This is a genomic window from Mycolicibacterium sp. CBM1, from assembly GCF_054073305.1.
Window position 1 is genome coordinate 40,737 of sequence record NZ_JBSXPP010000014.1, and the last position, 24,327, is coordinate 65,063.

At 64.7% G+C, this 24,327-nt stretch carries 21 protein-coding genes; 11 read left to right on the top strand and 10 right to left on the bottom strand.

Annotated elements, in window-relative coordinates; all coding sequences use genetic code 11:
• The first annotated feature begins 97 nt into the window (after nt 1-97).
• Nucleotides 98-1,108 carry an LLM class flavin-dependent oxidoreductase gene (locus ACXDF8_RS18460; RefSeq protein WP_457224730.1) on the top strand — a complete coding sequence of 337 codons (1,011 nt, stop codon included), beginning with the start codon at nt 98-100 and terminating at the stop codon, nt 1,106-1,108.
• An 86-nt stretch (nt 1,109-1,194) separates the two neighbouring features.
• Nucleotides 1,195-1,929 (top strand): GntR family transcriptional regulator, encoded by a 735-nt coding sequence (locus ACXDF8_RS18465; protein WP_457224731.1) that lies wholly within the window; start codon nt 1,195-1,197, stop codon nt 1,927-1,929.
• Between the two features lie 83 nt (nt 1,930-2,012).
• Here ACXDF8_RS18465 and ACXDF8_RS18470 read toward each other — a convergent pair whose 3' ends face one another.
• A complete protein-coding gene (locus tag ACXDF8_RS18470) occupies nt 2,013-3,653 on the bottom strand; it encodes a class I adenylate-forming enzyme family protein (RefSeq protein WP_457224837.1) in 1,641 nt (546 codons plus the stop codon).
• Between the two features lie 604 nt (nt 3,654-4,257).
• On the opposite strand from ACXDF8_RS18470, the gene ACXDF8_RS18475 reads away from it, so the two are divergent.
• The 5 genes from ACXDF8_RS18475 to ACXDF8_RS18495 all read left to right on the top strand — a co-directional run bounded on the left by ACXDF8_RS18475 (nt 4,258) and on the right by ACXDF8_RS18495 (nt 10,181).
• On the top strand, nt 4,258-5,082 hold the full coding sequence (locus ACXDF8_RS18475) for a cupin domain-containing protein (RefSeq protein WP_457224732.1): 825 nt from the start codon (nt 4,258-4,260) through the stop codon (nt 5,080-5,082).
• Nucleotides 5,079-6,323 carry a DUF3500 domain-containing protein gene (locus ACXDF8_RS18480; protein ID WP_457224733.1) on the top strand — a complete coding sequence of 415 codons (1,245 nt, stop codon included), beginning with the start codon at nt 5,079-5,081 and terminating at the stop codon, nt 6,321-6,323. Before ACXDF8_RS18475 ends, ACXDF8_RS18480 begins: the two co-directional genes overlap by 4 nt.
• Nucleotides 6,324-6,794: 471 nt before the next feature.
• Entirely contained in the window at nt 6,795-7,802 is a 1,008-nt protein-coding gene (locus ACXDF8_RS18485; RefSeq protein ID WP_457224838.1) for an LLM class flavin-dependent oxidoreductase, read from the top strand.
• Nucleotides 7,799-8,638: an alpha/beta fold hydrolase gene (locus ACXDF8_RS18490; protein ID WP_457224734.1), complete on the top strand. Its 840-nt coding sequence runs from the start codon at nt 7,799-7,801 to the stop codon at nt 8,636-8,638. The genes ACXDF8_RS18485 and ACXDF8_RS18490 overlap by 4 nt, the downstream gene beginning before the upstream one ends.
• Before the next feature lie 13 nt (nt 8,639-8,651).
• The gene (locus ACXDF8_RS18495; RefSeq protein WP_457224735.1) at nt 8,652-10,181 is read left to right on the top strand and encodes a M28 family peptidase; all 1,530 of its coding nucleotides are present in this window, start codon (nt 8,652-8,654) and stop codon (nt 10,179-10,181) included.
• A 5-nt stretch (nt 10,182-10,186) separates the two neighbouring features.
• Here the strand turns inward: ACXDF8_RS18495 and ACXDF8_RS18500 are convergent, their stop codons facing one another.
• The 3 genes from ACXDF8_RS18500 to ACXDF8_RS18510 form a co-directional block, all read right to left on the bottom strand.
• A complete protein-coding gene (locus tag ACXDF8_RS18500) occupies nt 10,187-11,419 on the bottom strand; it encodes a cytochrome P450 (RefSeq protein ID WP_457224736.1) in 1,233 nt (410 codons plus the stop codon).
• 11 nt (nt 11,420-11,430) lie between these two features.
• Nucleotides 11,431-12,417, bottom strand: coding sequence for a PDR/VanB family oxidoreductase (locus ACXDF8_RS18505; protein ID WP_457224737.1), 987 nt, complete (start codon nt 12,415-12,417; stop codon nt 11,431-11,433).
• Between the two features lie 71 nt (nt 12,418-12,488).
• Nucleotides 12,489-13,262 carry an IclR family transcriptional regulator gene (locus tag ACXDF8_RS18510; RefSeq protein ID WP_457224738.1) on the bottom strand — a complete coding sequence of 258 codons (774 nt, stop codon included), beginning with the start codon at nt 13,260-13,262 and terminating at the stop codon, nt 12,489-12,491.
• 203 nt (nt 13,263-13,465) lie between these two features.
• Here ACXDF8_RS18510 and ACXDF8_RS18515 point away from each other — a divergent pair, with 203 nt between their 5' ends.
• Nucleotides 13,466-14,659: a 4-hydroxybenzoate 3-monooxygenase gene (locus ACXDF8_RS18515; protein WP_457224739.1), complete on the top strand. Its 1,194-nt coding sequence runs from the start codon at nt 13,466-13,468 to the stop codon at nt 14,657-14,659.
• Nucleotides 14,660-14,795: 136 nt separating this feature from the next.
• Here ACXDF8_RS18515 and ACXDF8_RS18520 read toward each other — a convergent pair whose 3' ends face one another.
• Nucleotides 14,796-15,767, bottom strand: coding sequence for a helix-turn-helix domain-containing protein (locus ACXDF8_RS18520; protein ID WP_457224740.1), 972 nt, complete (start codon nt 15,765-15,767; stop codon nt 14,796-14,798).
• Nucleotides 15,768-15,944: 177 nt separating this feature from the next.
• Between ACXDF8_RS18520 and ACXDF8_RS18525 the strand changes: the two genes are divergently transcribed.
• The 3 genes from ACXDF8_RS18525 to ACXDF8_RS18535 are packed head-to-tail and all read left to right on the top strand — an operon-like array spanning nt 15,945 to nt 18,929.
• On the top strand, nt 15,945-16,478 hold the full coding sequence (locus tag ACXDF8_RS18525; protein ID WP_457224741.1) for a 2,4'-dihydroxyacetophenone dioxygenase family protein: 534 nt from the start codon (nt 15,945-15,947) through the stop codon (nt 16,476-16,478).
• Nucleotides 16,479-16,512: 34 nt separating this feature from the next.
• The gene (locus ACXDF8_RS18530; RefSeq protein WP_457224742.1) at nt 16,513-17,817 is read left to right on the top strand and encodes an MFS transporter; all 1,305 of its coding nucleotides are present in this window, start codon (nt 16,513-16,515) and stop codon (nt 17,815-17,817) included.
• Entirely contained in the window at nt 17,814-18,929 is a 1,116-nt protein-coding gene (locus ACXDF8_RS18535) for an alcohol dehydrogenase catalytic domain-containing protein (protein ID WP_457224743.1), read from the top strand. Before ACXDF8_RS18530 ends, ACXDF8_RS18535 begins: the two co-directional genes overlap by 4 nt.
• On the opposite strand, the gene ACXDF8_RS18540 is transcribed toward ACXDF8_RS18535, so the two are convergent.
• The 5 genes from ACXDF8_RS18540 to hpaD all read right to left on the bottom strand — a co-directional run bounded on the left by ACXDF8_RS18540 (nt 18,919) and on the right by hpaD (nt 24,294).
• On the bottom strand, nt 18,919-20,325 hold the full coding sequence (locus tag ACXDF8_RS18540; protein WP_457224744.1) for an aldehyde dehydrogenase family protein: 1,407 nt from the start codon (nt 20,323-20,325) through the stop codon (nt 18,919-18,921). The two genes, ACXDF8_RS18535 and ACXDF8_RS18540, sit on opposite strands and share 11 nt — an antisense overlap.
• A gap of 64 nt (nt 20,326-20,389) precedes the next feature.
• Nucleotides 20,390-21,514 (bottom strand): NDMA-dependent alcohol dehydrogenase, encoded by a 1,125-nt coding sequence (locus ACXDF8_RS18545; protein WP_457224745.1) that lies wholly within the window; start codon nt 21,512-21,514, stop codon nt 20,390-20,392.
• A 38-nt stretch (nt 21,515-21,552) separates the two neighbouring features.
• A complete protein-coding gene (locus tag ACXDF8_RS18550; protein WP_457224746.1) occupies nt 21,553-22,356 on the bottom strand; it encodes an HpcH/HpaI aldolase family protein in 804 nt (267 codons plus the stop codon).
• Nucleotides 22,341-23,126, bottom strand: coding sequence for a 2-oxo-hept-4-ene-1,7-dioate hydratase (hpaH, locus tag ACXDF8_RS18555; protein ID WP_457224747.1), 786 nt, complete (start codon nt 23,124-23,126; stop codon nt 22,341-22,343). The genes ACXDF8_RS18550 and hpaH overlap by 16 nt, the downstream gene beginning before the upstream one ends.
• 16 nt (nt 23,127-23,142) lie before the next feature.
• Entirely contained in the window at nt 23,143-24,294 is a 1,152-nt protein-coding gene (gene hpaD / locus ACXDF8_RS18560) for a 3,4-dihydroxyphenylacetate 2,3-dioxygenase (protein WP_457224748.1), read from the bottom strand.
• Between the last annotated feature and the right edge of the window lie 33 nt (nt 24,295-24,327).

The window sequence follows — 24,327 nt, forward strand, 5'->3', positions numbered from 1 at the left end:
TCACACGAACCGGTCTCCTGGCGTCCGCTTCCCGCGGGCCGCAATGAAAAGTGTCCAAACATCGGGCGCCTGAACCGATTCCGTCGAGAAGGGTCTCATGTTGGATATCGGACTGGCGATGGCCGTACGCAATCATCCCGATCGGCCTGAGCCACTGCCGAAGGTGTACAGCGACTACATCGACGACGCGGTGTACGCCGAAGAACTGGGCTTCGATCACGTGTGGGTCGGCGAACACCGGATGACCCCCTGTCAGTGGACGCCGTCGCCATTCGTCACCATGGGCGCGATCGCGGCGCGGACAACCAATATCCGGATGGCGCCGGGAGTCCTGTGCCTGCCCTTCCACAATCCGCTGCGGGTGGCCGAGGACTTGGCGGTGCTCGACAACATCTCCGGGGGCCGTGTCGACTTCGGGTTCGGTGTGGGATCGCAGTACGAGGAATTCCGCACCTTCGGCGTCGACCCGGCCAAACGTCTCGGCATGACCTACGAGTCGGCTGCGTTCATCAAGCGCTGCCTGACCGAATCCGAGACCTTCAGTCACCACGGCAAGCACTATCATTTCGACGAGGTCACCTTCACCCAGCGGCCCGTTCAGTCGGCAATCCCCTTCTACGCCTCGGCGATGGGACCGAAGAGCGTGGCGCTGGCCGCCAAGGCGGGATGCAACCTGCTGGCACCGCGGCAACCCGCCTACGACGAACACCTGCGCGCCGCCGGGCGCAACCCGGCAGAGCATCGGGCGGTGCTGCTGCTGATGGCGTGCGTGGCCAGCACCAGAGAGCGCGCCCTAGAGGCATCGCTGGAGGGCCTGCACTATTTCGTCAACTTCTACACGCTTCGCCGCGACGTCAACGGCATATTGCCAGACCCGTCGGAAGCCGAGGTGACCCGGGAACAGATCGCCGGAGGCAGCATGGGGTACATGGGCGTGCCCGCCGTGGGCTCCCCCGAGGACGTCACCGAGACGCTGCGCAACATCATCGGGGCCGTACCCGGCACCACCGGACTGATGCTCGGCTTCCGCCATGCCGGCATGCGCACCCCGGAGGTCCGCGAATCGATGCGGTTGTTCGCCACCGAGGTCATGCCGCACCTGGAGTGATGCCCTTCGGTGCAATGCCACTGCTGCACAGCTGACACGTCAGCTCTACACTCGACGGTAGACCATCGCGAACAAGGGATGCATCGTTGAGTGAACCCATGCCGGCGCCGCTTTCTCTTGGGGAAGCGGCCCACCAGCGGATCCGGGCCGATATCGTGTCGTGCCGCCTCCCACCAGGCCAACGGCTGACCGAACGCGGGCTGGCCGCGGAACTCGGGCTGGGCATCTCGCCGGTCCGTGACGCATTGACCCGGCTAGACCATGAGGGGCTGGTGCGGACCATTCCGCGCAAGGGCTACCAGGTCAAGCCAATGACGATCAAATCCGTCGACGCCATGTTCGACTTCTGGTCGATTATCGGCCCGGAAATCGCGCGCCGCGGAGTTGCCGCAGCATCGGATGCCCAGATCAACACCGCGCAAAAACTCGTCGAGGCCATTCAGCAAGTAAACGACCACGACAGCGCCCATCCCGACTCCACCCAAGAGGGAGTTCGGTTGTGCGACGCGCTGTTCGAGTTGCTGGCCGTGGCGACTGACAACGAGTACTTCGTCGACGCACACCGGCGCACCGCCAGCGAACTGGCGCGGGTGTGGACAATCGTTATCGATTCCCAACTACTCGACACCGGCCGTACGCTTGGACCGTTCGACGAGGCGGGCAAATCCATTGCCCGCCGAGATTCCGAGGCAGTCGCCGGCCTCATCAGTCGTTACATCGTCGAATCACACCACCGGGTAATCCGAACTCTCGCGCGGTGGCCGTCAGTGGTCACTTCGGAGGTCCGGCCTCTGAAGGCCGCGCGCTTCGCCGAGGACTGAACGCCGCCCAAGCTACCTCGATACACGGTGCTTGCGCCTGCGGCTATCTCGACTGTTCGAGTCACGTTATGGTTGACCATGATTCACCTGTCCGTGTCGGCCGCCACCGTGCCCGACGCGGTCATCGAACGCAAATCGCGCCGCAGGATCTTGCCGGTGAGCGTCTTGGGGATCTCTTCGACCAGCTCGACCTCGCGCGGGTACTTGTACGCCGCCATCGTCTGTTTGCAGAATTCGATCAATTCGTCTGGGGTACAACGGTGACCGTCCTTCAACGACACGAAGGCCTTGACGGTTTCTCCCCGGTAGGGATCCGGAACACCGACAACCGCAACCTCACGCACCGCCGGATGGCCGTACAGGAAATCCTCCACTTCCCGTGGCCACACCTTGTAGCCGGACGCGTTGATCATGTCCTTCTTCCGATCGATGATGTAGAACCACCCGTCGGCGTCCATATACCCCACGTCTCCGGTGCGCAGTTCGCCTTCAACGATTGATTCGGCGGTCTGCTCCGGTCGATTCCAGTAGGAAGCGATGACCTGCGGTCCGCTGACCGCGATCTCGCCGGCCTCTCCGACCGGCACCGGACGGCCCTCATCATCGAGCACCCGAACCATCGTGTTGAAGACCGGGATGCCGACCGACAGTGCCCCGCTGTGTGGATCGACCGGCCCCCTGAGCCCCAGTGGGGTCGCATGGGACGGCGAAGTCGTCTCGGTCAATCCGTAAATATTGTGGATTGCCACTCCGGTGCGATCATGAAAGTCATCGGCGAATGCCGGCGGCACCGGCGCGCCACCGGAATACAGCGCCCGCAAAGATCCGAAGTCGGCTCGCGGATCAGGTGAGGCCGCCAACAGGCTGCGCAACGCGGTGATGGCGGCGACGGTGAACGTGGGACGGTGGGTACGCATCGCGGTCAAAACGACATCGGGATTGAAACGATCGGTCAGCACCAATGCACACGCTGACGCCAGCGCCGCACCGACATGGCCCACCAGGCCGGTGATGTGGAACAGCGGAGCAACGCCCAAGATCACATCTTTCTCGTTGAGCGCCATCCACTCTCGATAGAGGTGGGAGTTGAACGCCATTCCGGCGTGCGTGATGACCGCCGCTTTGGGAACACCGGTCGTCCCTGAGGTGTAGACCAGAACGGCAGGGTCATCTGGGACGACAGGGCGCCGCTCGAAGCGCTGGCCACGGTATCGATCCAGAAGGCTCGTCAAGGGCAGAACATCTTCGCCGGCAACACCATCCGACACCGGAACCGCACAGTCGCCACGAAAATCGTCAGGTTGCACGGTGATGATCGCGCGCAACGGCGGGCGGCTCCAACTGCTCGCAGCCGCGGCCACGACGCTCTGGTAGAGCGGTTCCAAGCACACCAGTACCACTGCCCCGCTGTCGGTGAGAAGTTCGGTGAGCTCTCGCGCCTTGTTCATGGGGTTGATCGTCACGGCGACCGCACCGGCCCGCCAGATCCCGATCAGCCCGATGACGAAACCAGGGTTGTTCTGAAGGTACAACGCGACCCGATCACCCGGTCTCACACCCAGATCGGAAAGCGCGACAGCAAATGCGTCGGCCGCCTCGTCGAGTGCGGCGTACGTCATGGTCGCACCAAAATAGTGCAGCGCCGAACCGTCGGGGTTCGCCGTCACTGCCGCATCGGCGATCTCGTCCATCGTCGTTGCCGGCGGGGTGATGCGTGACGGCATACCGTGATACTGGGATAGCCATGGGGCGCTTTCGTAGCTGCTCACGGAGTAACCTCGCAGTTGTGGTCGGACGAGCGTACCGCCGGGCTGACCATCGGTTCGTCCGGCCGCTCGAAACCTGTTGGAAGGAACGTCTGTTCACTTGACGGACTGGTCGAACGGGCAGCCGCTGCCATCAGCGTCGCCTTCGCGACCGCAAATCGGGAGTTCGGCAGCAACACGCATCCACCTCTCTCCTCATATGCGCGAGCGGGGCTGATCCGCCCGACGCGGACACCCGGGGGAACCGCGCCGACCGACGACCGGGTTCGACCACAACATCAGTCTGATGAATCATTGTCAATGACCCGGATTTACTCTAGATTGTCGCGATCTGAATAGGTTACGGTAGAGCGGTCGCTGTGACCACGCCTGATCATCAGGATTGTGACGAGCATCGGTTCGGCTTTCGCGTCATCGGGAGACAAGAGCGTCGACAGTGTCGACAGTGGCGAACTGCGTTGATCCGGCGGCTATTCGGCGGCTCCGTGCCGATTGGTCGCGCACTTCCGGATCAGCCGACCTCCATCCCGATTTCCGCGACCAACGGCAGAGGAGCACTAGCGTGCAGTTCATCCGTCCCTTTGACGACAGCAAGGCCTTTGACACCGGATTCACCGGCTACCGCGCGCAATTCCTGTCCAATCTGGAAAGCGCGCTGATGATCAACAGCCACATCGAGCAGGGTGGCTGCGGACCAGGCTTGCACTATCACCATGTCGACCAGCTTTATTTCCTGCTCCGTGGTCACATGACCGTGCAGCTGGGTGAGTCCGTGCACAGCGTCGAGCCCGGCACGCTGGTGATCATCCCGGCCGGTTTGCCGCACCGAAACTGGAACGACGGGCCCGGCAGCGAAACCCACTTCGAGATGATCATCCCTGCGCCGGCGCCCGGTGCACCGATCGCCTACCAAGTCGATTCCGTCGACGACGTCCCGGCCGAGTGGCGCACCGAGCTGCCCGGTTGCGTCGAGGTTTTGTCCGCTGAACGGATGCAGAATCCGCTTCCCGGCTTCCGTATGCAGCCACTGTTGAGCGCCGAGTCGGGTATCGACAGCGCAGTGATCATGTATGCCGAGGTCGATCCCGGGGGTGCCGGGCCCGGTACACACATCCATGAATTCGACCAGTACTACCTCGTTCTCGAAGGCGAACTCACCATCGAGGTCGCCCTCCAAACACACACGGTGGGCCCGGATACGCTCGTCGTGCTACCAGCCGGCGTTCCACACCGTCAGTACAACTCCAGTCAGAGCGTCGAGCGGCACCTCACGATCAACACCCCCGCCCCTGAGCAGGGAAAGCCGTGGGATGTGGGCGTCGAGTTCGCGGCTAACGGTGTCGTCCATGCCGCCATCGGTCTGACCGACACGGGTGTGCTGAAGTGAGGTCACCCCGAGATCGCCTCAAGCTCTTCGGCGGTCGGCCGAAGGGCCTCTTTCCGCTGACAGACGGCCGTTTCGACCACAGTAAGGACTTTTCCGGAGTCGCGGAATTCGCCGCAGGCCATCCGCTTCCGCCGGTCGTGGAGAACGCCACGACCCCGTTCGTCGGCATCACCGTCGACGGCACCGCGCAACCTGGCCTTCATCAGCTCGCCGACGAGATCGATACCCGCGACATCGTCGCTGCGGCGACCCGATTCGCCGCCACGCTCAGTACCGAACAGCAGGCCGTGGCGGTGTGGCCTCTCGAGGCACCGCAGTGGCGGATGTGGTCCAACGCCTTCCCCGATTGGGATCCGCACGGCATCTGCTTGCAACATGTTGGCGACGGCCAGCGCAATGCCGCGATGGAGGTCGTGGCGCAAACACTCAGTGAGACCGGGTACGCGATCACCCGAGACCTCATGCGGCTCAACGCTGCTCTGGGTGAGTTGATCGACGATTACCACGACACGTTGACCGAGTGGATGTACTTCTTCGCCCTGTTCGGACACCCGTCGAAGGATCAGCCGTGGGGATGGCAGTTGTGGGGCCATCATCTGGACCTCAGCTGTTTGGTCCTCGGCCGCCAGGTGGCGCTGACCCCGATGTTCATGGGCGCCGAGCCCTGTTTCGCCGATGGCGAGGACGGCCACGGCATCTCCGTTCTGCAAGCCGAACGGCAAGTTGGCCTCCAGATGTTCGACGCCCTGTCGGCCGCCCAACGGTCGAAGGCCACGCTGTATCCGTCGATGCGCACGAGCGACCTGCCGCATGCCATCAACGGCGCGATCAATGGCCGCCACCTCGCCGGCGCCGGCGAGGACAACCTTGTCCTGCCCTACCAGGGGGTCTGTGCCGATGAGCTCAGTCCCGGCCAGCGGGAGGCGCTGATAGCGGTGTGTGATCCCTACTTGGACCGGATGCCCGGGGGCGCACGAGAGGCCAAGCGCGCCGCCATCGAGCGTCACCTCGACAACACCTGGTTCGCCTGGATCGGCGACGGCGATCGCGACGGCGCGAATTACTATCGCGTGCAAAGCCCGGTGGTGCTGATCGAGTACGACAACCATCCGGGAGTGTTCCTCAATAATCCGGAACCGGAGCCGTTCCACATTCACACGGTCGTGCGCACGCCCAACGGCAACGATTACGGCAAGGATCTCCTGCGCCAGCACTACGCGCGCCATCACCGCACGCACTGACCCGGTTGGCGTGACGTGCGAGCGGCGCTGACTCGCCCTCTCCCGCCGACCACATCGAACGTTCGCTCGGCGTGGGTGAAGCACCCCGCCGGGGCGCATATTCACCCCATCGTGGTGCTGCCCTGGCGTTTCGGAGCTGACTAGCGTTGCCGCAGAATCCCTTTGGCGCCCTACTCGTGACTGCGCCCGCATCGTCCGGACCGCGTCATGCCCGCAGGAAATGCTCGAATCCGCACCCAAATCCGTTCAGACGACGCCCTTGACACTGTGATATCTCACTGTAGGCTGAACGAAACATCACGGCTGTGAGCTGGCGCACTATCGCGGCCCACATTGCTGAACCGCACAAGGAAGGTGTTTCTAGTGAAAGTCGACCTATTTACGCCGGTCATCTATTACGGACCGCTCGCTGATGTCGAAGACTGGCCCTTAGCCCCACGCCTGTTCGACAGCCAAAGCGGCGTGAGATCGATGCGGGCGGGTTTCGAACAGATGGCCGCCGGGTTCGAAGCGGGTTTCGACTCCCTCAACATCGCCGAGCACCACTACTCCACCTCGCAGATGTCACCTTCGCCACACCTGTTCGCCGCCGCACTGGGGGAGTATCTGCCCGAGGCCAATATCGGCGTCATGGGCACCGATCTCCCGCTGCACAATCCGGTGTTCGTCGCCGAACAGTATGCGTCGCTGGACATCATGCTCAACGGCAGACTTCGGTTCGGCCTGCTCCGAGGAACCCCCAATGAGTACCTCACCTACGGCACCAATCCATGGGAATCGCGGGAGCGATTCGAGGAGGCCGTCGAACTCGTCATCCGCGCCCTGACCGAGCCCGAGCCGTTCGGGTGGGAGGGTCGCTACTACCGGTTCCGCAACATCGCCGTCTTTCCCCAGTCCGTGCAGGTGCCCCACCCGCCAATCCTGTTGTCGGCAAACAGCGTATCCTCGGCGCAGTTCGCAGCCCGGATGCGCTGCGACGTAGGTGTCAGCTACTACTCGGCAGAGCAAGCCGCGCCCAGTATCGCCGCCTACCGGCAGGCAGCCGAGGAACACGGCTGGACGCCGACCGCGGACAACATCGTCTACCGCCAGTTCGTGTACGTCGCCGAGACGGACGAGCAGGCACGCGAGGAAGTGCTCGCGGCGAACTGGCCGCATGGTTCGGGAATGTTCAGCTCGAGGAACCCCGAGCTGATGACCGTGATGGCCACCGCAGGGGCAGCACAGGCGGGCGCGCCCAAGGGTTTCGTCGCCGACCCGAGTAAGGCGCCGTCGCCGTTCGGCAGCGCGTGGGTGGGTAGCCCGGAAACTGTGATCGAAAAGATCCGCGCCGCGCAGCAGGTGCTCGGCATGGGGCGGGTGGAGCTGACCCTCGCCGGTATCGCCGGTTCGTGCAGCCACGAACAGATCCTGCGCGGCATCAAGCTCATCGGCAAAGAAATCATTCCCGAACTACACCGCGAAGAGGCTCATCGATGAACGACGCCAGCTCTGTGGCAACCATTGCCCATCCCGGCTCAGAGCAGGAATTCCGCTCCAGCACTGTAGAAGTCGACGGATTCTGCGTCGAGTACTTCGAAGCCGGTACCGGAGATCCGCTGGTCGTGTTGCACGGCGCGGGCGGTCCTGTCCTCACCCCGGCGCTACACAACCTGGCAGCTGCGCACCGCGTTCTGGTCATCCAGATGCCGGGCTTCGGTGCCCAGCTCAACGACCGGCATCAGACGTTTGCCGAGTTAGCCGAGACGGTTGCACAGGTTGTCGAGGCACTGGGCTACGAGAACTACCACCTCCTCGGTTCCTCCATCGGCGGTGCGGTGGCGCTGCAGATCGCGCTGGCTCACCCGGAGCGGCTCCTGTCCATGGTGCTCGAGGGCCCGGCGGCGTTTCGGGTTGGCGCGTTCGACCCGCAGTCGGCGCCGTCGGTGGACGACCTGCAGCGCCGGTTCCGGGCACAGCCCGATCGCGAACCGGCCTGGCAGCCAGGAGATCCCGCCGTCATGGCCCGTACCTGGCCACTGGTCGAGCGACTGATGTCCAACGCGGAGACCGAGGACGCGGATCTCACCCGGCGCCTGCCTGACTGCGCGGTGCGCACGCTGGTCATCTTCGGCGACCGCGACGGGATCATTCCACCGGAGAACGGCCGTACCTACCGGCGGCTGATGCCGAACTGCAGTCTGATTCTCGTCCATCGCGCCGCCCACGACATCCAGTCCGACCGGCCCGAGGCATTCAGCGAACTCGTAGGCGAGTTCCTCCAGCGCGGTTGGCATTTCCTGCTCCCGGACGCATCGACCCTGATCAATCCCTAACGATCGGCACCCGGTGCAGGAGTGGTTCGGCCTTGCGCTGCCCGGTCCGGTGACTGGGCAGGTCCTCGACTTCTCCCGTCGCGACCTGCCCATCATCGGGCCGCCCGAGACGTCCGGTGCCGCGGAGCTGAGTGGTTCGCGGCTCCACGGTTACGTCGACGACGTGTGCGCCTTCAGCGACCTCAGCCGGCGCAAGGGTGAGCGGCTGTGGGGCCGACTAGCGGGCGGCGAGGCGGCCGAGCGCACCGTCGACTTCGTTACGCAGCACTTCCGCGCCGCCGGGATAACATCGGTGCAGCCGGTCCAGATCCCGTTCACCCGCCTCCTCCACCCTGCCGACTGGGCAGTCACGCTCCTGGGCGATACCGCTCTCACCGAAGCCACGCACGTTACCCTGGCCTCGGCCGTCCCCATGGAAGGCCATGGTGCCGTGGACCGCGCCGGGGGCGGCCTGACCCCCGATCTCTCCGCAGCGCACCAGGATCAGCCACTGGCGGCCCATGTCCGAGGGCCCGTGGTCTACGTCGACGACGCGAGTCCGGTCGCCATCGCTACCCGCGCGGTCGCCGGCCGGATCGCCGTACTGGCGCTCCGGCCACAGCCGGCTTCGTTCTACGGTCAACTGGCCGAACGGGTCGCCGCACTGATCGCAGCCGGCGCTACCGGAGTCGTCGCGATCCATCACCTCCCCGGCAACATGCAGACGGTCGCCGGCCTGTCACCGCCCGACACACCGTGTTTCACGGTAGGGGGCCGAGACGGAGCATTCCTGCTCGCAGTGCTCGAGAAGGCAGCTCGCCTCGGTGTGATGGATTCTGTGCGACTTGACATGAACGTTCGGTACGAGCCGGCTCGATCGCTGACCGCGCGCGCAGTGCTCGGCAAGCTCGAGGGGCGCACGACAACCAAGAAGGCGATTCTGGTCAGCGCCCACTCCGATTCGTTCTTCACAGGCGCCAACGACAACGCGACGGGCGTCGCCGCGCTGATCGCTCTGGCCCGACACTACGGTGGCGGCCCCCGACCGGATCATGATCTGTACTTCTATCTGAGCCCCGGACATCATCACGGCACCGGCGGCATGCGGGAGTTGGCGTCGCTGATCCCCGACATCGCATCCCGTGTTCAGTTGGCCATCAACCTCGAACACATCTCACAAGCCGCGATCTACCCGAGCTATATGAACCGCGTCAGCGACGATTACGGCGGAAGTGACTACGAACTGATGCCGACCGGGTGGGACTCGCCGGGTCGAGAACTCACCCTGTCGAACGGATCGGCCGCCCTGAGACAAGTGATCGCGCAGGCCGCCGCGCAGACCATGTACACCGCGCCGGCTCGCATCTCCGAGCCGGCCATCGCCGAGCCGGCCCACCTCGCGGCTCTCGGCGTGGCCTGCCTACAGGGGGTGGAAACCGGGCCGTGGTTTCACACCTCCGGCGACGAGCCGTGCACGGTCACGCCGGAGGGTCTGCAACGCGCCGTGCACTTCTACCGAATGATCATCGACATGTGCGCCACGGGAGCGTTGGACCGCAGCTAGTCGGCTCACGCCGGGACTAGCGTAAGGGGCAACGATTCGAAGGCACGCAAGGTGTTGTTGTGATGACGCCGTGGGGTGCCTGCCAATTCGATCGCGGAGAATCGCTTGATCATCGCCGCCAGCAATGCTTCGGCTTCCAGCCGGGCGACGTGTTGGCCCACGCACTGGTGGACACCCATACCGAACCCCACGTGCCCGGAAGGATTGCGGTCGAGCCTGAAACGGTCGGGTTCGTCCCACCGCCGCGGGTCGCGGTTCGCCGAACCGAGGAACATCAGGATCTTCTTGCCTTCGGGGACAACATGTTCACCGACGGCAATCTCTCGCGTCGCGGTGCGGAAGAAGGTCTGGACCGGCGACTCCAACCGAACCGCCTCATCGAAGGCGATGCGAATCAGATTCGGGTTGTCACGCACCACCTGCCATTGTTCGGGATGCGTCGCAAAGGCATGCAGCACCGCCGAGATCCCCAACACGGTGGTGTCGACTCCGGCCGAGAGCAATGACCGCACGATCAGCGGTGCCTGCTCGTGTGTGATATCGCCCCGGTCGGCGGCGTCCCATATCTGAGCACCGAATGTCGGCTGGCCGTCGAACACCTCGGTAGCCAGCGCGTCACGCTCGCACTGTGCCATGACCCACCCCGATAGCTCGCCGATGCGTGCGGCACCGCGTTGGACGAGCGCGTTGTTGGGGCCGAACGCGTTGAAGATGTGATCCCCGTAGGGCAGGAGAGCATCTCGCCCCTGCCTGCCGATGCCCACCGCATCGGGGAACACCCGCAGTGGGAAGACGCGAGCGATATCGGCGACACCATCGAGTGTGGTGCTATCGGCGAAGCGGTCGACGAGTTGCTCAGCGTCGGAATACCAGCGCTCGCGAAGGCCCCGCAACGATCGGACGTTGAGGATCGAGGACAGGACGTGGCGGGGCGCGTCGTGCCGCGGCGGGTCGCTCTCCAACAGCAGGCTCGGCACCCGCCACGGCCTGTCTCGACGAAAGTTGCTCAGTCCCACACCCGCCGCGGATTCGAACGACTGCCAGTCCACGAGAGCCGCGTGCACGTCGCCGTACCGGCCCATGGCGTACACGTCATACCGCGACAGGTAGAGCAGCCGGCCGGCGTCGCGCAGTTGCCGGTGGAAGTCGGTCGGATCCTCCAGAATGTCGAACTCGAACGGGTCGGCGTCGCTGCGGGGCAATACGCCTGTCGCCGAGGCCGTCTCGGTGGGTGTCACGGTCACTCCCCTCAGAGATCCAGTACCAGGAGATCCGAGCAGGAGCCGGAGACACACGGCAGCATGCTCGTACCGCGCCGGCGCTCCTGGTCATCGAGCAGCGAGTCGCGATGGTCGGGGATGCCCTCGATCACCGTCGTCTCACACGTTCCGCACAGTCCGCGTCCGCACGAGGAGAGCACGGTAACCCCGGCCGCCGCGATGCTGTCCAACACAGACTCGCTGGGCGCGACCCGAATCGAGATGTTCGAGCGCTGCAACCGCACCGTGTAGGGCGTGGATCGCACGGGCGCGGGTGTCGCCTCGGCGACGAAGCGCTCGGTGCGGACGCTCCCCCGGGGCAGGTCCTGACCAAGCCGCTCCACCTCGCCGAGCAGCCCCGCCGGCCCACAGCAGTAGATCTTGGCCCCCTCGGGCAACGCCGCGATCCGTTGCGACAACGGCAGCAGCCCGTGGGAGTCGAACGGCCAGAACGTCACTCGATGCGAGTGGCGCACCAGCTGCCCGGTGAACGCCATCGACTGGATCGATCGTCCGCCGTAGAGCAGCGCCCAATGGATGCCCAGGACTTCGGCCTGATGAATCATCGGGAGCAGCGGGGTAATCCCGATTCCGCCGGCGATGAACAGGTAGCCGGTGGCGGGCGCCATCGGGAAGTTGTTACGCGGACCGCCGACACCGACCGTATCGCCGGGTCGGATGTTGTCGTGGATATAGCGAGAGCCACCACGACCGTTCTCTTCACGGAGCACGGCGATCTCATAGGAGTAGGCATCCCAGCGGTTCCCGCACAGCGAGTATTGGCGCACCTGACCGGTGGGCAGATAGACGTCGATATGCGCGCCTGGCGACCAGTCCGGCAGCCGGGCGGCGTCCGGACTGCGCAGGACCACATGGCGAACACCGTCTGCGATCTGAGCCACGCTCGCCACGTGCAGCGTGAGTGTCACCTGCCGCGCGTTCGGGTGCGACACTCCGGCCTCCACAGTAGTGCTCATCACCCGACCATCGCTAAACCCTGGGCCCACCCTCAATACGATTGCCATTCAATGGAAGCGAATGTCTCCCATTACAGGCGTCCGGTCGACGTGACACCCATCGAGCCCAGGCTGCGGCGGATGCCATGCGCCGTCGCGATCAGAGCCGAGATGTGGTTGGTGGCGGTGTCGTCACGCGGCACGATCACCGAGAGCGCGCCGACGACAGCGTCGCCGGCACCCCTGATCGGCACCGCGATCCCCGTCGCGTCGGGGTGGATGTAACCAGGGCAGACGGCGCTGCCGGTGGCCCTGATCTCGGCGAGCGTCGCACGCAAGACTTTGCCGTCGGTGATCGTCTGCTCGGTGAACCGGGGCAGGGGACCCGCGGCGATCCGCTCCTGTGTCCCAGAATCGGCATGGGCCAGCAGGACCAGTCCCGCCGAGGACGCGTAAACCGGCAGCCGCCCGGCGATCCTCGTCAGGTTGATCACGGCACGGGGAGCGCTCAGACGCTCGATGAACAGCACGTCGTCGCCATCGAGTACGCCGATCTGGACGTGATGGCCGACTACGGCGTGCAGGTCCTCCAGGAAGGGCATGGCCACGTCGCGCAGACCACGGGTCGGGGAAGCGCGCGACGCGAGTTCCCACAACCGCATGCCGATCCGGATCCGACGCTGCCCGTCACGGTGCAATAGCCGGTGTTCCACGAGTTCGTCGACCAGACGCGATGCGGTGGACAGCGGCAGCGCGGCACGCTGGGCGATATCGGTCACCGACACCGCAGCGCTATCGGCGTCGAAGACCTCCAGAATCCGGACGGCCCGCTCTAACACGGACTCCCCCGATGTCGACCTGGCCATCACTGCACCATCGCAGCAATACCGGCCCGGTGCGATCGCTTTCGCGCGACTCGCCGCACAGCGGCTCGGCTCCGGCGAGAACACCGCTCCACCGGCACAGAGCCGCAGACCCGACGGCCGGCATCTCCGCCGAGATCGTGGCTGGCCACGACACCCGGGCTATTTCGCCCAGTGGAAGAACGGGGTGGGATGCTCAGGCCCGCATGACGTTCACTGAGTCGGTGCGCACCCAAGTCGCGATCATCGGCGCCGGCCCTGCCGGCATGCTGCTCTCCCACCTTCTCGCCGCCGACGGCGTCGACTCGATAATCGTCGAGACGCGCAGTGAGGACTACGTGCTCGCACGGATCCGTGCCGGCATCCTGGAACACTCGTCGGTGGAGCTGCTGCGGTCGGTCGGGTTGGGCGCACGCCTCGACGCCGAGGGGCTGGAGCATCGCGGCATCTACCTCCAACTCCCCGGCCACCGGCAACACCTCGATTTCGTCGATCTGGTCGGGCGAAGCGTACGGGTATACGGGCAGACCGAAGTCCAGAAGGATCTCGTCGCGGCCCGTCGAGCCGGTGGTCAGCAGATCATCTACGACGTCACTGATGTTGCGCTCCATGACATCTCCACCGAGTCGCCCCACCTGACGTTCACCTCCGACCAGCGCCCCGAACGGCTCGACGCCGACGTGATAGTAGGGTGCGACGGCTCGTTCGGGCCGAGTCGCACCGCGATTCCGGAGGACGTCATGAAGGTGTGGCGGCGTACCTACGATTACTCGTGGCTGGGCGTGCTCGCGGACGTAGCTCCCTCCACGGACGAGCTGATCTACGCTTGGCACCCCGACGGCTTCGCCATGCACTCGATGCGATCGGACGCGGTCAGCCGTCTCTACCTGCAGGTGCCGAACGGCACCGACGTCAAAGACTGGTCCCACGAACGGATCTGGGATGCACTGTCTGCCAGGTTGGGCGACGGGATCGAGGGTTGGACCCTGCAATCCGGACCGATCACGGAGGCCAGCGTGCTGCCGATGCGCAGCCACGTCCAAGCGCCGATGCGTCACGGCCGGCTGTTCTTGGCCGGCGACGCCGCGCACATCGTGCCGCCGACTGGCGCCAAGGGGCTCAACCTGGCCATCGCCGACGTCGCCCTGCTGGCACCGGCGTTGACGGCGCTACTGAAGAAACACGACCCCGTCCCCGCCGACACCTACTCCGAGACGGCACTACGCCGCGTGTGGCGGTGTACCCACTTCTCCTGGTGGATGACGAGCATGCTGCACACCAGCGGAGACCCGTTCGACGCGGAATTGCAGCAGGCCCAACTACGTTGGGTGTTCTCCAGCACCGCGGCGGCGACCGGACTTGCCGAGAACTACGCCGGGCTGCCGTTGACGGCGCACTGAACTCGCAGCGCCCAAGCCTGCGCGGGCGAGCCGCTCCTCGACCTCACGACGCGTGGTGTTAGCGGTATCGCCGAGTCCCGGCATGTCCATGGCACAGTGGTCCGCACTGGCCGGCGTCGTGCGCCCGAAGGACACGTCAGTCGCGATGCGGTTCGCTCGCCGGAACCCATTCGATATCGGGGTGGCGCCGGATTTCCGAAGGCGTCACGCCGTATCGGCGTTTGATCATGGTCGTCAGGTGGGCGTGCGAGCTGAAGCCCCACTGTGCCGCGATATCGGCGACTGTCGCGCGGGTCGACGACGATGACCGGATCGCCTCTACCGCACGATCGAGCCGCTGCTCGCGGATGAGGCGGCTCACCGATGTGCCCGAATGGGCGAACGTCCGGTTGAGATGGCGCAATGTCACGCCGATGGCGTCCGCGACATGGGCCGCCGAAAGGCTCGGGTCAGAGATGTTCGCATCGATGAACGATCGCGCACGCAGCACCCTCGCCGCCGAGACGTCCTTGTCGATACCGGACACCAACGCGACGGATTGGAGCACCGACGCCACATCGCATCGATCGAACACCGACCCCACATCGTGCGTGGAGTCGACCAGATCTGCCAGTGCGCGGGCACCCGCGGCCCGGATGCTGACCAACACGGGATGCCTGACGTCGGCGGTGCCGAAACGTTCGCGCAACGCCTCGCCGGGGATGTCGATCAGCACCTGACGCATCGCCGAACCGAAGGCGAACAGATAGGGCTGAAGGGTCGGATAGATGATGACGTCCCCGGCACGGACCGGGAAGCACCCGTCGGCGTGATAGAAGAAGCCCGAGCCCTCGAGCTGGATCGAGGCAAAGATCGAGTCCTTGGGATGAGCCCGCACCAGGGCGGGTGTCCGCTCGACAAGGTGCGCGTTACCCCGAATGTCGGCCAGCTTGAGTTCGCCGACGTCGACGTTTGATTCCTCGGCACTCAGGCCGTCCATCCGATACGTCGCGCAACGAAGCCCGACCAGCACCGACGTGTTGTAGTTCTCCCAGTATTCGAGTCGTTCATCGGGTTCGACGTCGTGGGTTCGGAACGAGCGGACAGGCGACGCGCGGCGCTCGGACATGGGCCTCCAACCAGCGGTGCTCTGCCGAGAGCCCGCAACGAACCTTTCTATCCGGTCCATTGTCGGCCGCGTGGTCCTGATTTCACAAGAAAGCCGGCCGGAATCAGAAAGCACACGCAACCGGTGAGGCAGTTCACTCGATGCAGCCCACGTGACCTATCGAACAAGGATCGACCGATGCCCGAGCTACCCCGCACCGAATTCTGGCAGGATCTCAAACCGATCGCCGACTGCCTGAAGCCTGACGCCCAGCCCGAAGTCTTCCATCAGTTCGCCCCCGTCGACGACGAGCGCTACTACGTTCCGTTCAGCGATACCGTCGCCTCGCGCCCGCTGTGGATTTCACCACGGGACAACCGCTGGGCCGACATTCTGTGGTCCAAGTCGGCGGGCTTGGTGAATCGGCATTACCACCCGCACGAGGTCTTCGCCTACACGATCTCGGGGAAGTGGGGCTACCTGGAGCAGCCGTGGACGGCGACCGCGGGTTCCTTCGTCTTCGAGACCCCCGGCGAGGGCCACACCCTGGTCGCCTACGAGCACGAGGAACAGATGCGGGCCTTCTTCGTCGTCAAGGGGCCACTGATCTGGCTCGACGAGAACGGGAACTCGGTCGGCCATTTCGACGTCCACGACTACTTGGCACTGTGCCGGGAGCACTACGACAAGAACGGGATCGGCGCTGATTACGTCGACACCCTCATCCGCTGATCTGCGACGGACGAAGCGAAAAGGCAACCGCCGGATGACTTCTGCCGAAGTGAGCGCGCACAACGCCAGCCGCCCGTATTCACCACCACCGCGCGGAGGCCACTACGAGAACGTGCTTCTCGCAGTGTTGTTCGGGACGTTCGGATTTGTGTTCTTCGACCGCCTCACGCTCAACTATCTGACCCCGTTCTTCAAAGACGAACTGGGCCTGAGCAACTCCGACATCGGTCTACTCGGCGGAGTGCCCGCTCTGACATGGGCAGCGTCGGGATTACTGCTCGGGTACCTGTCCGACCGCACCGATCGGCGCAAGCCCTATCTCCTCGCGGCGATCGCGGTCTTCACGCTGTTCTCCGCTTTGTCGGGCATGGTGGGCGGTATCGCCACGCTGGTCCTGTTGCGGGCAGTCATGGGGGCGGCCGAGGGCGGGGTTCTGCCCCTTGCGCAGCCGATGATGATGTATTCGTCGACCCCGAAACGACGGGGCCTGAACATGGGCCTGGTCCAGGGTTCATCGGCCGGTCTGCTGGGCGGAGTACTCGGTCCGTTCGTCACCGTGTGGCTGGCCGAGAGCTACGGTTGGCGGACGGCTTTCTACGCCACGGTCATTCCCGGCGCGTTACTGGCACTGCTCGTGTTGGCGTTTGTTCAGGATCTGCGGCTGCGCGAGCCTGCCGCGATGGCGCAGGACGCGCAGGACGCGACTGACACCGTCGGCCCCGCGGTCGACAGTGATCCGACCATGACACTCGGACAGGCCTTGCGCACCCGTAACGTTGTGATCTGCCTGGTGATTGCGGTGTTCTACCTGACCTGGTTCACCACCACACAAACCTTCACCCCGTTGTACCTCAGCGAGATCAAGGGCTTCGACGGTGGACAACTCAGTTTCGTGTTGAGCGGAATGGGCCTCGCGTGGGTGATATGGGGTGCGCTGGTGCCGGGGATCTCCGATCGAATCGGCCGACGGTCGGCGATGATCGGTTTCTCCGCCGTCGCTGTGCTCGCACCATTGGCCATTGTGTACATCGACGCTCCGGCCGGGTTGTTCACCGCTCTGGTCGTGACCTACACGGGGCTGGGCTGTTTCACGTTGATGATGGCCACCATCCCGGCCGAGACCGTGCCCCGACACCTCGTCGCAACCTGTCTGGGCGCCATCATGGGTGCCGGTGAGATCATCGGCGGCTTCGTTGCACCGTGGTTGGCGGGCTTACTGTCGGACGCGTTCGGTCTGCGGATGAGCATGTTCATCCCCGCTGCGGCGGCCGCGGTCGTCGTCGCGCTGAGCTTCGGTCTCGTCGAGACGGCACCGGCGCGCCGGACGGTGGCGCCGTGAGCACCGAAGTCCAGGCTCTGCGCTGGCACGCAGCCCATGACATTCGGCTCGACCTGGTCACTGTCGAGCCGCCAAGCGAGGGATATGTGGAGGTGTCGGTCGCCTACTGCGGAGTCTGCGGCAGTGACCTGCACGAGATCGCCGACGGGCCGCACGCGATCCCGGTCGGCTCACCCCACGCGCTGTCCGGGATCAGTGCCCCGATCATTCTCGGGCATGAGTTCGCCGGCGTCGTCTCCGCTGTCGGGCCGGGCGTCGGCGAGGTCGCCGTGGGCGACGCGGTGGTCGTCGAGCCGAACTATCGTTGCGGCCGCTGCCCGCAGTGCCGGATGGGGCGCTACCATACGTGCTCCTCGTTCGGCTTCGCCGGACTGATGGGCAACGGCGGGCTCGCAGAACGCGCCACGGTTCCTGCCTACATGGCGCATCGGCTTCCCGCCGGTTTCGACCTCGCTGTCGCCGCCCTCCTCGAACCCGCAGCGGTTGCACTGCATGCGGTTCGACGATCGTCGTTCAGAGCGGGCCAAACCGCAGCAGTGGTGGGACTCGGGCCGATCGGACTGCTCGTGGGACGCTTGTTGGCGATCAAGGGTGCCGAGGCCGTCATCGGCGTCGATCCAGATGCCGGCCGACGTGCGGTGGCCCTAGACTTCGGCTTCGACGCCGCAATTGACTCGGATTCCGGCCATTCGGCGCTGGCTGCCGACGGCGGCGTGGATGTGTCCTTCGAGGCCGTTGGCCGACAGGGTGCGTTCGATCTGGCGGTGTCACTGACCCGTGCGGGCGGCACGGTCATGTTGCTGGGTCTGGCACAGCAGCTGTCGATCTCGGCGTTCGAATTCGTCAACGACGAGAAGACGCTGCGGGCGAGCGTCGGTTACAACGACTGCCATCGGGAGCTCATCGAGCTGATCGAGTCCGGGTCTCTCGACCTTCGGCCGCTGATCACCACCGTGGTTCCGCTGGCCGATGCGCCTGCGCTGCTGACGGACATGGCCGGCGGGAGCGTCGCCGGCATCAAGACTCTTGTCGACTGTCGCCCTGTCACGCCAATTGCCGGCAGCCGGCACAGCGCGTGGCGGCGCCATTCGACACCGACGGTCAGCCGTTGATCACCTGCGGCACCGAAGCACCCTTGAGTCCCTCAACGCCGAACTCCAGACCATAGCCGGACTTCTTCACCCCGCCGAACGGAATCATCGGGTGCACCCCGCCGTGCGAGTTGATCCACACCGTCCCCGCCTGCAGGCGGGTGGCGATGCTCCGGGCCCACTCCTTGTCGCTGCTCCACACCGACGCTCCCAGACCGGCATCGAGGCCATTGGCCATCGCAACGGCCTCCTCCACGTCGTTGTAGCGCACGATAGGTAGCGCGGGGCCGAACTGCTCCTGGGCGACCAGCGGGTTGTCGTTGTCGATGTCGGCGACGAGCGTGACGGGATAGAAGTGCCCGATGCCGTCCGGGTTCGGATCACCGCCGGTGAGAATCTTCGCCCCGGCATCGCGTGCGGCGTCGACCAGCTTCGCGACGATGTCATATTGTTGCCGATTCTGCAGTGGCCCCAGAAGATTTCGTTCGTCCAGGCCTCGGCCCATCGGGGTGCTGCGTGCCACGTCGACGAGTGCGTCGCACAACTCGTCGTAGCGGTCTGTGTGCACGTAGAGCCGTTTGAGTGCCGCGCAGGTCTGTCCGGTGTTGATGAACGCCCCCCAGAACAGGTCTTCGGCGATCGCACGGACATCGACGTCGGGTAACACGATGCCGGCATCGTTGCCCCCGAGTTCGAGGGTGAGTCGTTTGATGGTGTCGGCCGAGCCTTTGATGATGGCCTGGCCGGTGGCCGTTGAGCCGGTGAACATGAGCTTGCCGATGTCGCGGTGACTGGCCAACCGAGCGCCCACATCGCCGCGGCCGGGCACCACCTCGAGCACACCGTCGGGCAGCACGCTGTTGAGAACCCGACACAGCGCCAGCACGCTCAGTGGCGTGTACTCGGATGGCTTGACCACCACGCTGTTTCCCATCCGTAGCGCCGGTGCGATCTGCCAGACCGTGATCATCATCGGCCAATTCCATGGGCCGATTGCACCCACCACACCGACCGGGCGGTACCTCAGCTCGGCGTGGGTATTGTCATCGTCGACGACGATCTCACCGGGCAACGGGGTGTGCGCGGTAGCGCGCAACCAGTCGGCACAGGCGCCGACCTCGAAGCGTGCGTTTGGGCCATTGAGCGGCTTACCTTGTTCGCGAGAGAGCAGTTCGGCCAGCGGCTCGGCAGCTGACTCGATGGCGTCCGCAGCCCGGAGCAGCAAATCAGCACGGTCATCGTCACTTCGTGCGGCCCAGGATGGCTGTGCTGCACGAGCTCGCTCGATCGAAGATTCGAGTTCATCGAGGGATCGCATCCGCACCCGCCCTACGAGTTCTTCGGTTGCGGGATCGTGGATGTCAAGTCCGCCGTCGTCGCTGATACCGGCTAGCAGGCTCGCGTAGGTGATGGGCATGATCGGTCCTTAACGGATGGAAGCGATAGTTACTGCCATTGCTGGCGCGGTGCGGCGGCGCGGATCAGTCGAAGACGACCACGCCACGGATGTTCTTGCCGGCGCGCATGTCGTCGTAGGCATCGGCGACCTGATCCAGCGAGTACTCAGTGGTGATCAGCTCGTCAAGCTTGAGACGTCCGCACTGATACAGACGCGCGAGGTTGAGGATGTCTCGGTGCGGATTGGCCTCGCCGAAGAGCGAGCCCTGCAACCGTTTCTGCATCAGAGTCAAATCGCCGAGCAGGATCGGTGCACCCGCCTTGTTGATATCTCCCAGCCCGGTGAGCACGACGGTGCCGGCCTTGCGGATCGATGCCAACGCCTGCGCGACGTGGTCACCGCTGACCACCCCGACCGTCACGATGGTCGCGTCGGCGCCCTGGCCGTTGGTGATGGAGCGGGCATAGTCCGCGGCCTCGTCGATTGAGGGGTAGAAGTGCGTTGCTCCGAAATCCTTTGCCATGTCGAGTTTGAATGGAACAGGATCCACCGCGATGATCGTGGACGCACCGGCGTGTGCAGCTCCCTGCAGCGCATTGGCGCCGATACCACCGATCCCCATGACGATCACGGTGTCACCCGGTCGAATCCGCGCGGAGTTCACGGCCGACCCCCACCCGGTCGGTACTCCGCAGCTGAGCAGTGCGGCCGACTTCAGCGGGATTGACTTGTCGATCTTGACCACCGACGCGGTTGACACGGTGGTGTATTCGCTGAAGGTGGACAGGCCGCACTGCTGGCCGACCGGTTCACCACCGAGGTGCATCCGGTAACTGGTCGGATCCTCCGCCCGCGCGCCGGTCAGCAGCGAGGCACCCAGGCGGCACAGATTCGACAGACCTTGAGCGCAGAACTCGCAGCGACCGCACGCGGGGAGGAACGAAAAGACGACATGGTCGCCAATCTCGAATCCAGTCGTGTGCGGCCCCACGGCAGTGATCACGCCGGCACCTTCGTGGCCTCCGGCGAACGGAAGCACCAAGGCCGGCACATCGCCGGTGGCCTGGTGGTCGTCAGAATGACAGAGGCCCGCGGCAACGAGCTTGACGGTAACCTCGTCCTGGCGTGGGTCGTCGAGCTCGACGACGACGGTCTCGTATCGTCCGGGCACTTCCCGAAGGACTGCGGTGCGGGTGCTGACTGGCATGTCGGACTTGACCTTTCTGATTCGCCGGCCTTCTCGGCTCAGTAACTGCCATCGGGAGTCGGGGCGCCCGACGAGATGTATCGCTCGGCAAGTGCCTCTGAGCCCCGTGCGAGAACAGCAACGTCGGCGCCGACGAGTACGAAGGCCGCGCCCCACTCCACGTAGGTGCGGGCCTGTTCCGGAACGAAAGCATTGACACCCACCGGCTTGTCGACCGTACGTACCGCCTCGAACGTCCGCCTGACTGCGGCAACGACGTCGGGATGTGTCTGCTGGCCCAGCAGTCCCATCGACGCCGCAAGGTCACTGGGGCCGACGAACACCCCGTCGATACCTGGCGTCGCCGCGATAGCACGGGCATTGTCGACACCTTCGGCGGATTCGATCTGCACGATGACCGACACATGCTCAGCGCCGCGCGCAAGGTAGTCCTCAACGCGATTCCACCGGGCCGAACGGGAAAGCGCGCTGCCGACTCCCCGCCGGCCGGCCGGCGGATATTGCGCGGCCTCGGCCACGTGACGAGCCTGCTCGGCGGTCGACACCATCGGGACCAGAAGTGTCTGCGCCCCGAGGTCGAGAACCTGTTTGATGACGACCGCGTCACCGTCGGGTACGCGCACGACAGGAGTGCAGGGGTAGGCCGACACCGCGTATAGCTGGGCGAGTACCGATTCCAGGCCGTTGGGCGCGTGCTCCATATCGATCAACACCCAGTCCAGACCGGAGCCGGCCATGATTTCAGCCGATACGGGCGAGCCCATGCAGATCCACCCCCCGAACAACGGGCGTGTGGCGTCGGCGATTTCGTCACGCAGGGTGCGGTTCAGCTGAAGCGGCATGACACCGTTCCCATCGGTCCGTAGTCGGCGAGCACGGTGTCGCCGCGGTTCACCCACATCGGTCGGGTGAACGACCCGGCGAGCACGATCTCTCCTTCGATCAGCCGATCACCATGTGTAGCGAGCTTGTTCGCCAGCCAGGCCACACCCGTCGCGGGATGGTTGAGAACAGCCGCGGCGACACCTGTCTCCTCGATGGTCTCGTTGCGGTACAACAGTGCGGCGACCCACCGCAGGTCGACGTCGGCCACCCGGGTCGGATTCCCGCCGTAGACAAGGCCGCCCATGGCCGCGTTGTCACTGATCGTGTCGACGATGGTGCGACCGGGCAGTTCGATTCGCGAACTCAGGATCTCCAGAGCGGGCACCACGTACTCCGTAGCACGCAGGACATCGAAGACGGTGGCGTGCGGACCATCGATCGATCGGCCGAGCACAAAGGCAAGTTCGACCTCGATGCGAACATTCGAGAACCGGTCATGCTCGATGGTCGAGCCGTTGGCGAACACCATGTCGTCGAAGATTGCCCCGTAGTCGGGTTCGGTGATGCCGGTCGCGGCCTGCATGACCTTGCTGGTCAATCCGATCTTGCGACCGACCGGTACCCGACCCGCGGCGATGCCGCGGCGCCGCCATTCGTTCTGCACCGCATACGAGTCTTCAACCGTCATGTCGGGGTAGCGGGCCGTCAGCCGTGGCACCGTGGTGCGCTGCTGCTCGGCGGTCGCCAGTTCATCGGCGATCGCGGTGATCGTCTCTGGGGGAAGCATGTTGCCGTTACCGTTGCTAGAGTTGCGCGCCGAGTTTGTATTCGCCCTTTTTCCAGTCGGGTAGGTCTCCTTCGCCCTTGCGCGTATAGGAGAAGCCATCGGCGCCGATGGTCACGCTCATCTCCGAGGAATCGGTACGGGCGACAAGGGGTTGCGGATTTCCGTCGAGGTCGAGCACCAGCGAAGCCTCGGTGTACCAGGTCGGCACGACGGGATTACCCCACCAGTCGCGGCGCTGATTGTCGTGCACATCCCAGGTGACGACCGGGTTGTCGGGATCGCCGGTGTAGTAGTCCTGGGTGTAGATCTCCACCCGGTGTCCGTCGGGGTCGCGGAGATAGAGGTAGAACGCGTTGGACACACCGTGCCGGCCCGGACCCCGTTCGATCCGATCCGACATCCGAAGCGCCCCCATCTTGTCGCAGATCGCGATGATGTTGTGCTTCTCGTGGGTCGCGAACGCGACGTGATGCATTCTCGGTCCGTCGCCACCGGTCATGGCGGTGTCATGCACGGTGGACTTGCGCCGCATCCACGCCGCGTACACCGTGCCCTGCTCGTCCTGGATGTCTTCGGTCACCCGGAAACCGAGATCCTCCATGTAGCCAACGGCTTTCGGCACATCGGGGGTTACCTGGTTGAAGTGGTCGAGGCGAACCAACGCCCCGGGGGTATGCAGGTCGTAGCGCCAGGCGAGGCGGTCGACGTGGTCTACGTCGTAGAAGAACTCGTAGGGAAATCCGAGCGGATCCTGCACCCGCACCGAGTCACCGATGCCCTTGGTGAATCCTCCCGGCCTTCGCTCGACACGACAATCGAGCTCGGTGTAGAAGCTGACCGCTTTGTCGAGGTCCTGCGGGCTGCGCACGCGGTAGGAAAATGCCGCTACCGCAGCGACCGGCCCTTTGCGCAGGACGAGGTTATGGTGGATGAACTCCTCAAGCGACCTCAGATAGACGGTGTTCTCATCCTCCTCGGTGACATGCAGGTCCAGCACATCGACGTAGAAATTGCGAGACCTTTGCAGGTCGGTCACGACCAATTCCATATACGCACAACGCAGCACATCCGGCGGCTCAGCCTTGGGGGTGGGGATCTTGTTCGTGGCGCGGATGGGATCCTGCGCGGTGACCACGGGCCCGGAAGGCTCCGACGTATTCGTGCTCATGAGGTCTCCTTTGGTGATGGTGATGGGGTCGGT

What these genes read in the sequence shown, in the direction of transcription:
- ACXDF8_RS18460 (WP_457224730.1), top strand. Translation starts at nt 98, where the DNA reads ATGTTGGATATCGGACTGGCGATGGCCGTACGCAATCATCCCGATCGG.
- ACXDF8_RS18490 (WP_457224734.1), top strand. Translation starts at nt 7,799, where the DNA reads ATGAACGACGCCAGCTCTGTGGCAACCATTGCCCATCCCGGCTCAGAG.
- ACXDF8_RS18470 (WP_457224837.1), bottom strand. Translation starts at nt 3,653, where the DNA reads ATGCCGTCACGCATCACCCCGCCGGCAACGACGATGGACGAGATCGCC.
- ACXDF8_RS18515 (WP_457224739.1), top strand. Translation starts at nt 13,466, where the DNA reads ATGACGTTCACTGAGTCGGTGCGCACCCAAGTCGCGATCATCGGCGCC.
- ACXDF8_RS18530 (WP_457224742.1), top strand. Translation starts at nt 16,513, where the DNA reads ATGACTTCTGCCGAAGTGAGCGCGCACAACGCCAGCCGCCCGTATTCA.
- ACXDF8_RS18545 (WP_457224745.1), bottom strand. Translation starts at nt 21,514, where the DNA reads ATGCCAGTCAGCACCCGCACCGCAGTCCTTCGGGAAGTGCCCGGACGA.
- ACXDF8_RS18540 (WP_457224744.1), bottom strand. Translation starts at nt 20,325, where the DNA reads ATGCCCATCACCTACGCGAGCCTGCTAGCCGGTATCAGCGACGACGGC.
- ACXDF8_RS18485 (WP_457224838.1), top strand. Translation starts at nt 6,795, where the DNA reads ATGCGGGCGGGTTTCGAACAGATGGCCGCCGGGTTCGAAGCGGGTTTC.
- hpaH (WP_457224747.1), bottom strand. Translation starts at nt 23,126, where the DNA reads ATGCTTCCCCCAGAGACGATCACCGCGATCGCCGATGAACTGGCGACC.
- ACXDF8_RS18550 (WP_457224746.1), bottom strand. Translation starts at nt 22,356, where the DNA reads ATGCCGCTTCAGCTGAACCGCACCCTGCGTGACGAAATCGCCGACGCC.
- ACXDF8_RS18525 (WP_457224741.1), top strand. Translation starts at nt 15,945, where the DNA reads ATGCCCGAGCTACCCCGCACCGAATTCTGGCAGGATCTCAAACCGATC.
- ACXDF8_RS18505 (WP_457224737.1), bottom strand. Translation starts at nt 12,417, where the DNA reads ATGAGCACTACTGTGGAGGCCGGAGTGTCGCACCCGAACGCGCGGCAG.
- ACXDF8_RS18520 (WP_457224740.1), bottom strand. Translation starts at nt 15,767, where the DNA reads ATGTCCGAGCGCCGCGCGTCGCCTGTCCGCTCGTTCCGAACCCACGAC.
- ACXDF8_RS18510 (WP_457224738.1), bottom strand. Translation starts at nt 13,262, where the DNA reads ATGGCCAGGTCGACATCGGGGGAGTCCGTGTTAGAGCGGGCCGTCCGG.
- hpaD (WP_457224748.1), bottom strand. Translation starts at nt 24,294, where the DNA reads ATGAGCACGAATACGTCGGAGCCTTCCGGGCCCGTGGTCACCGCGCAG.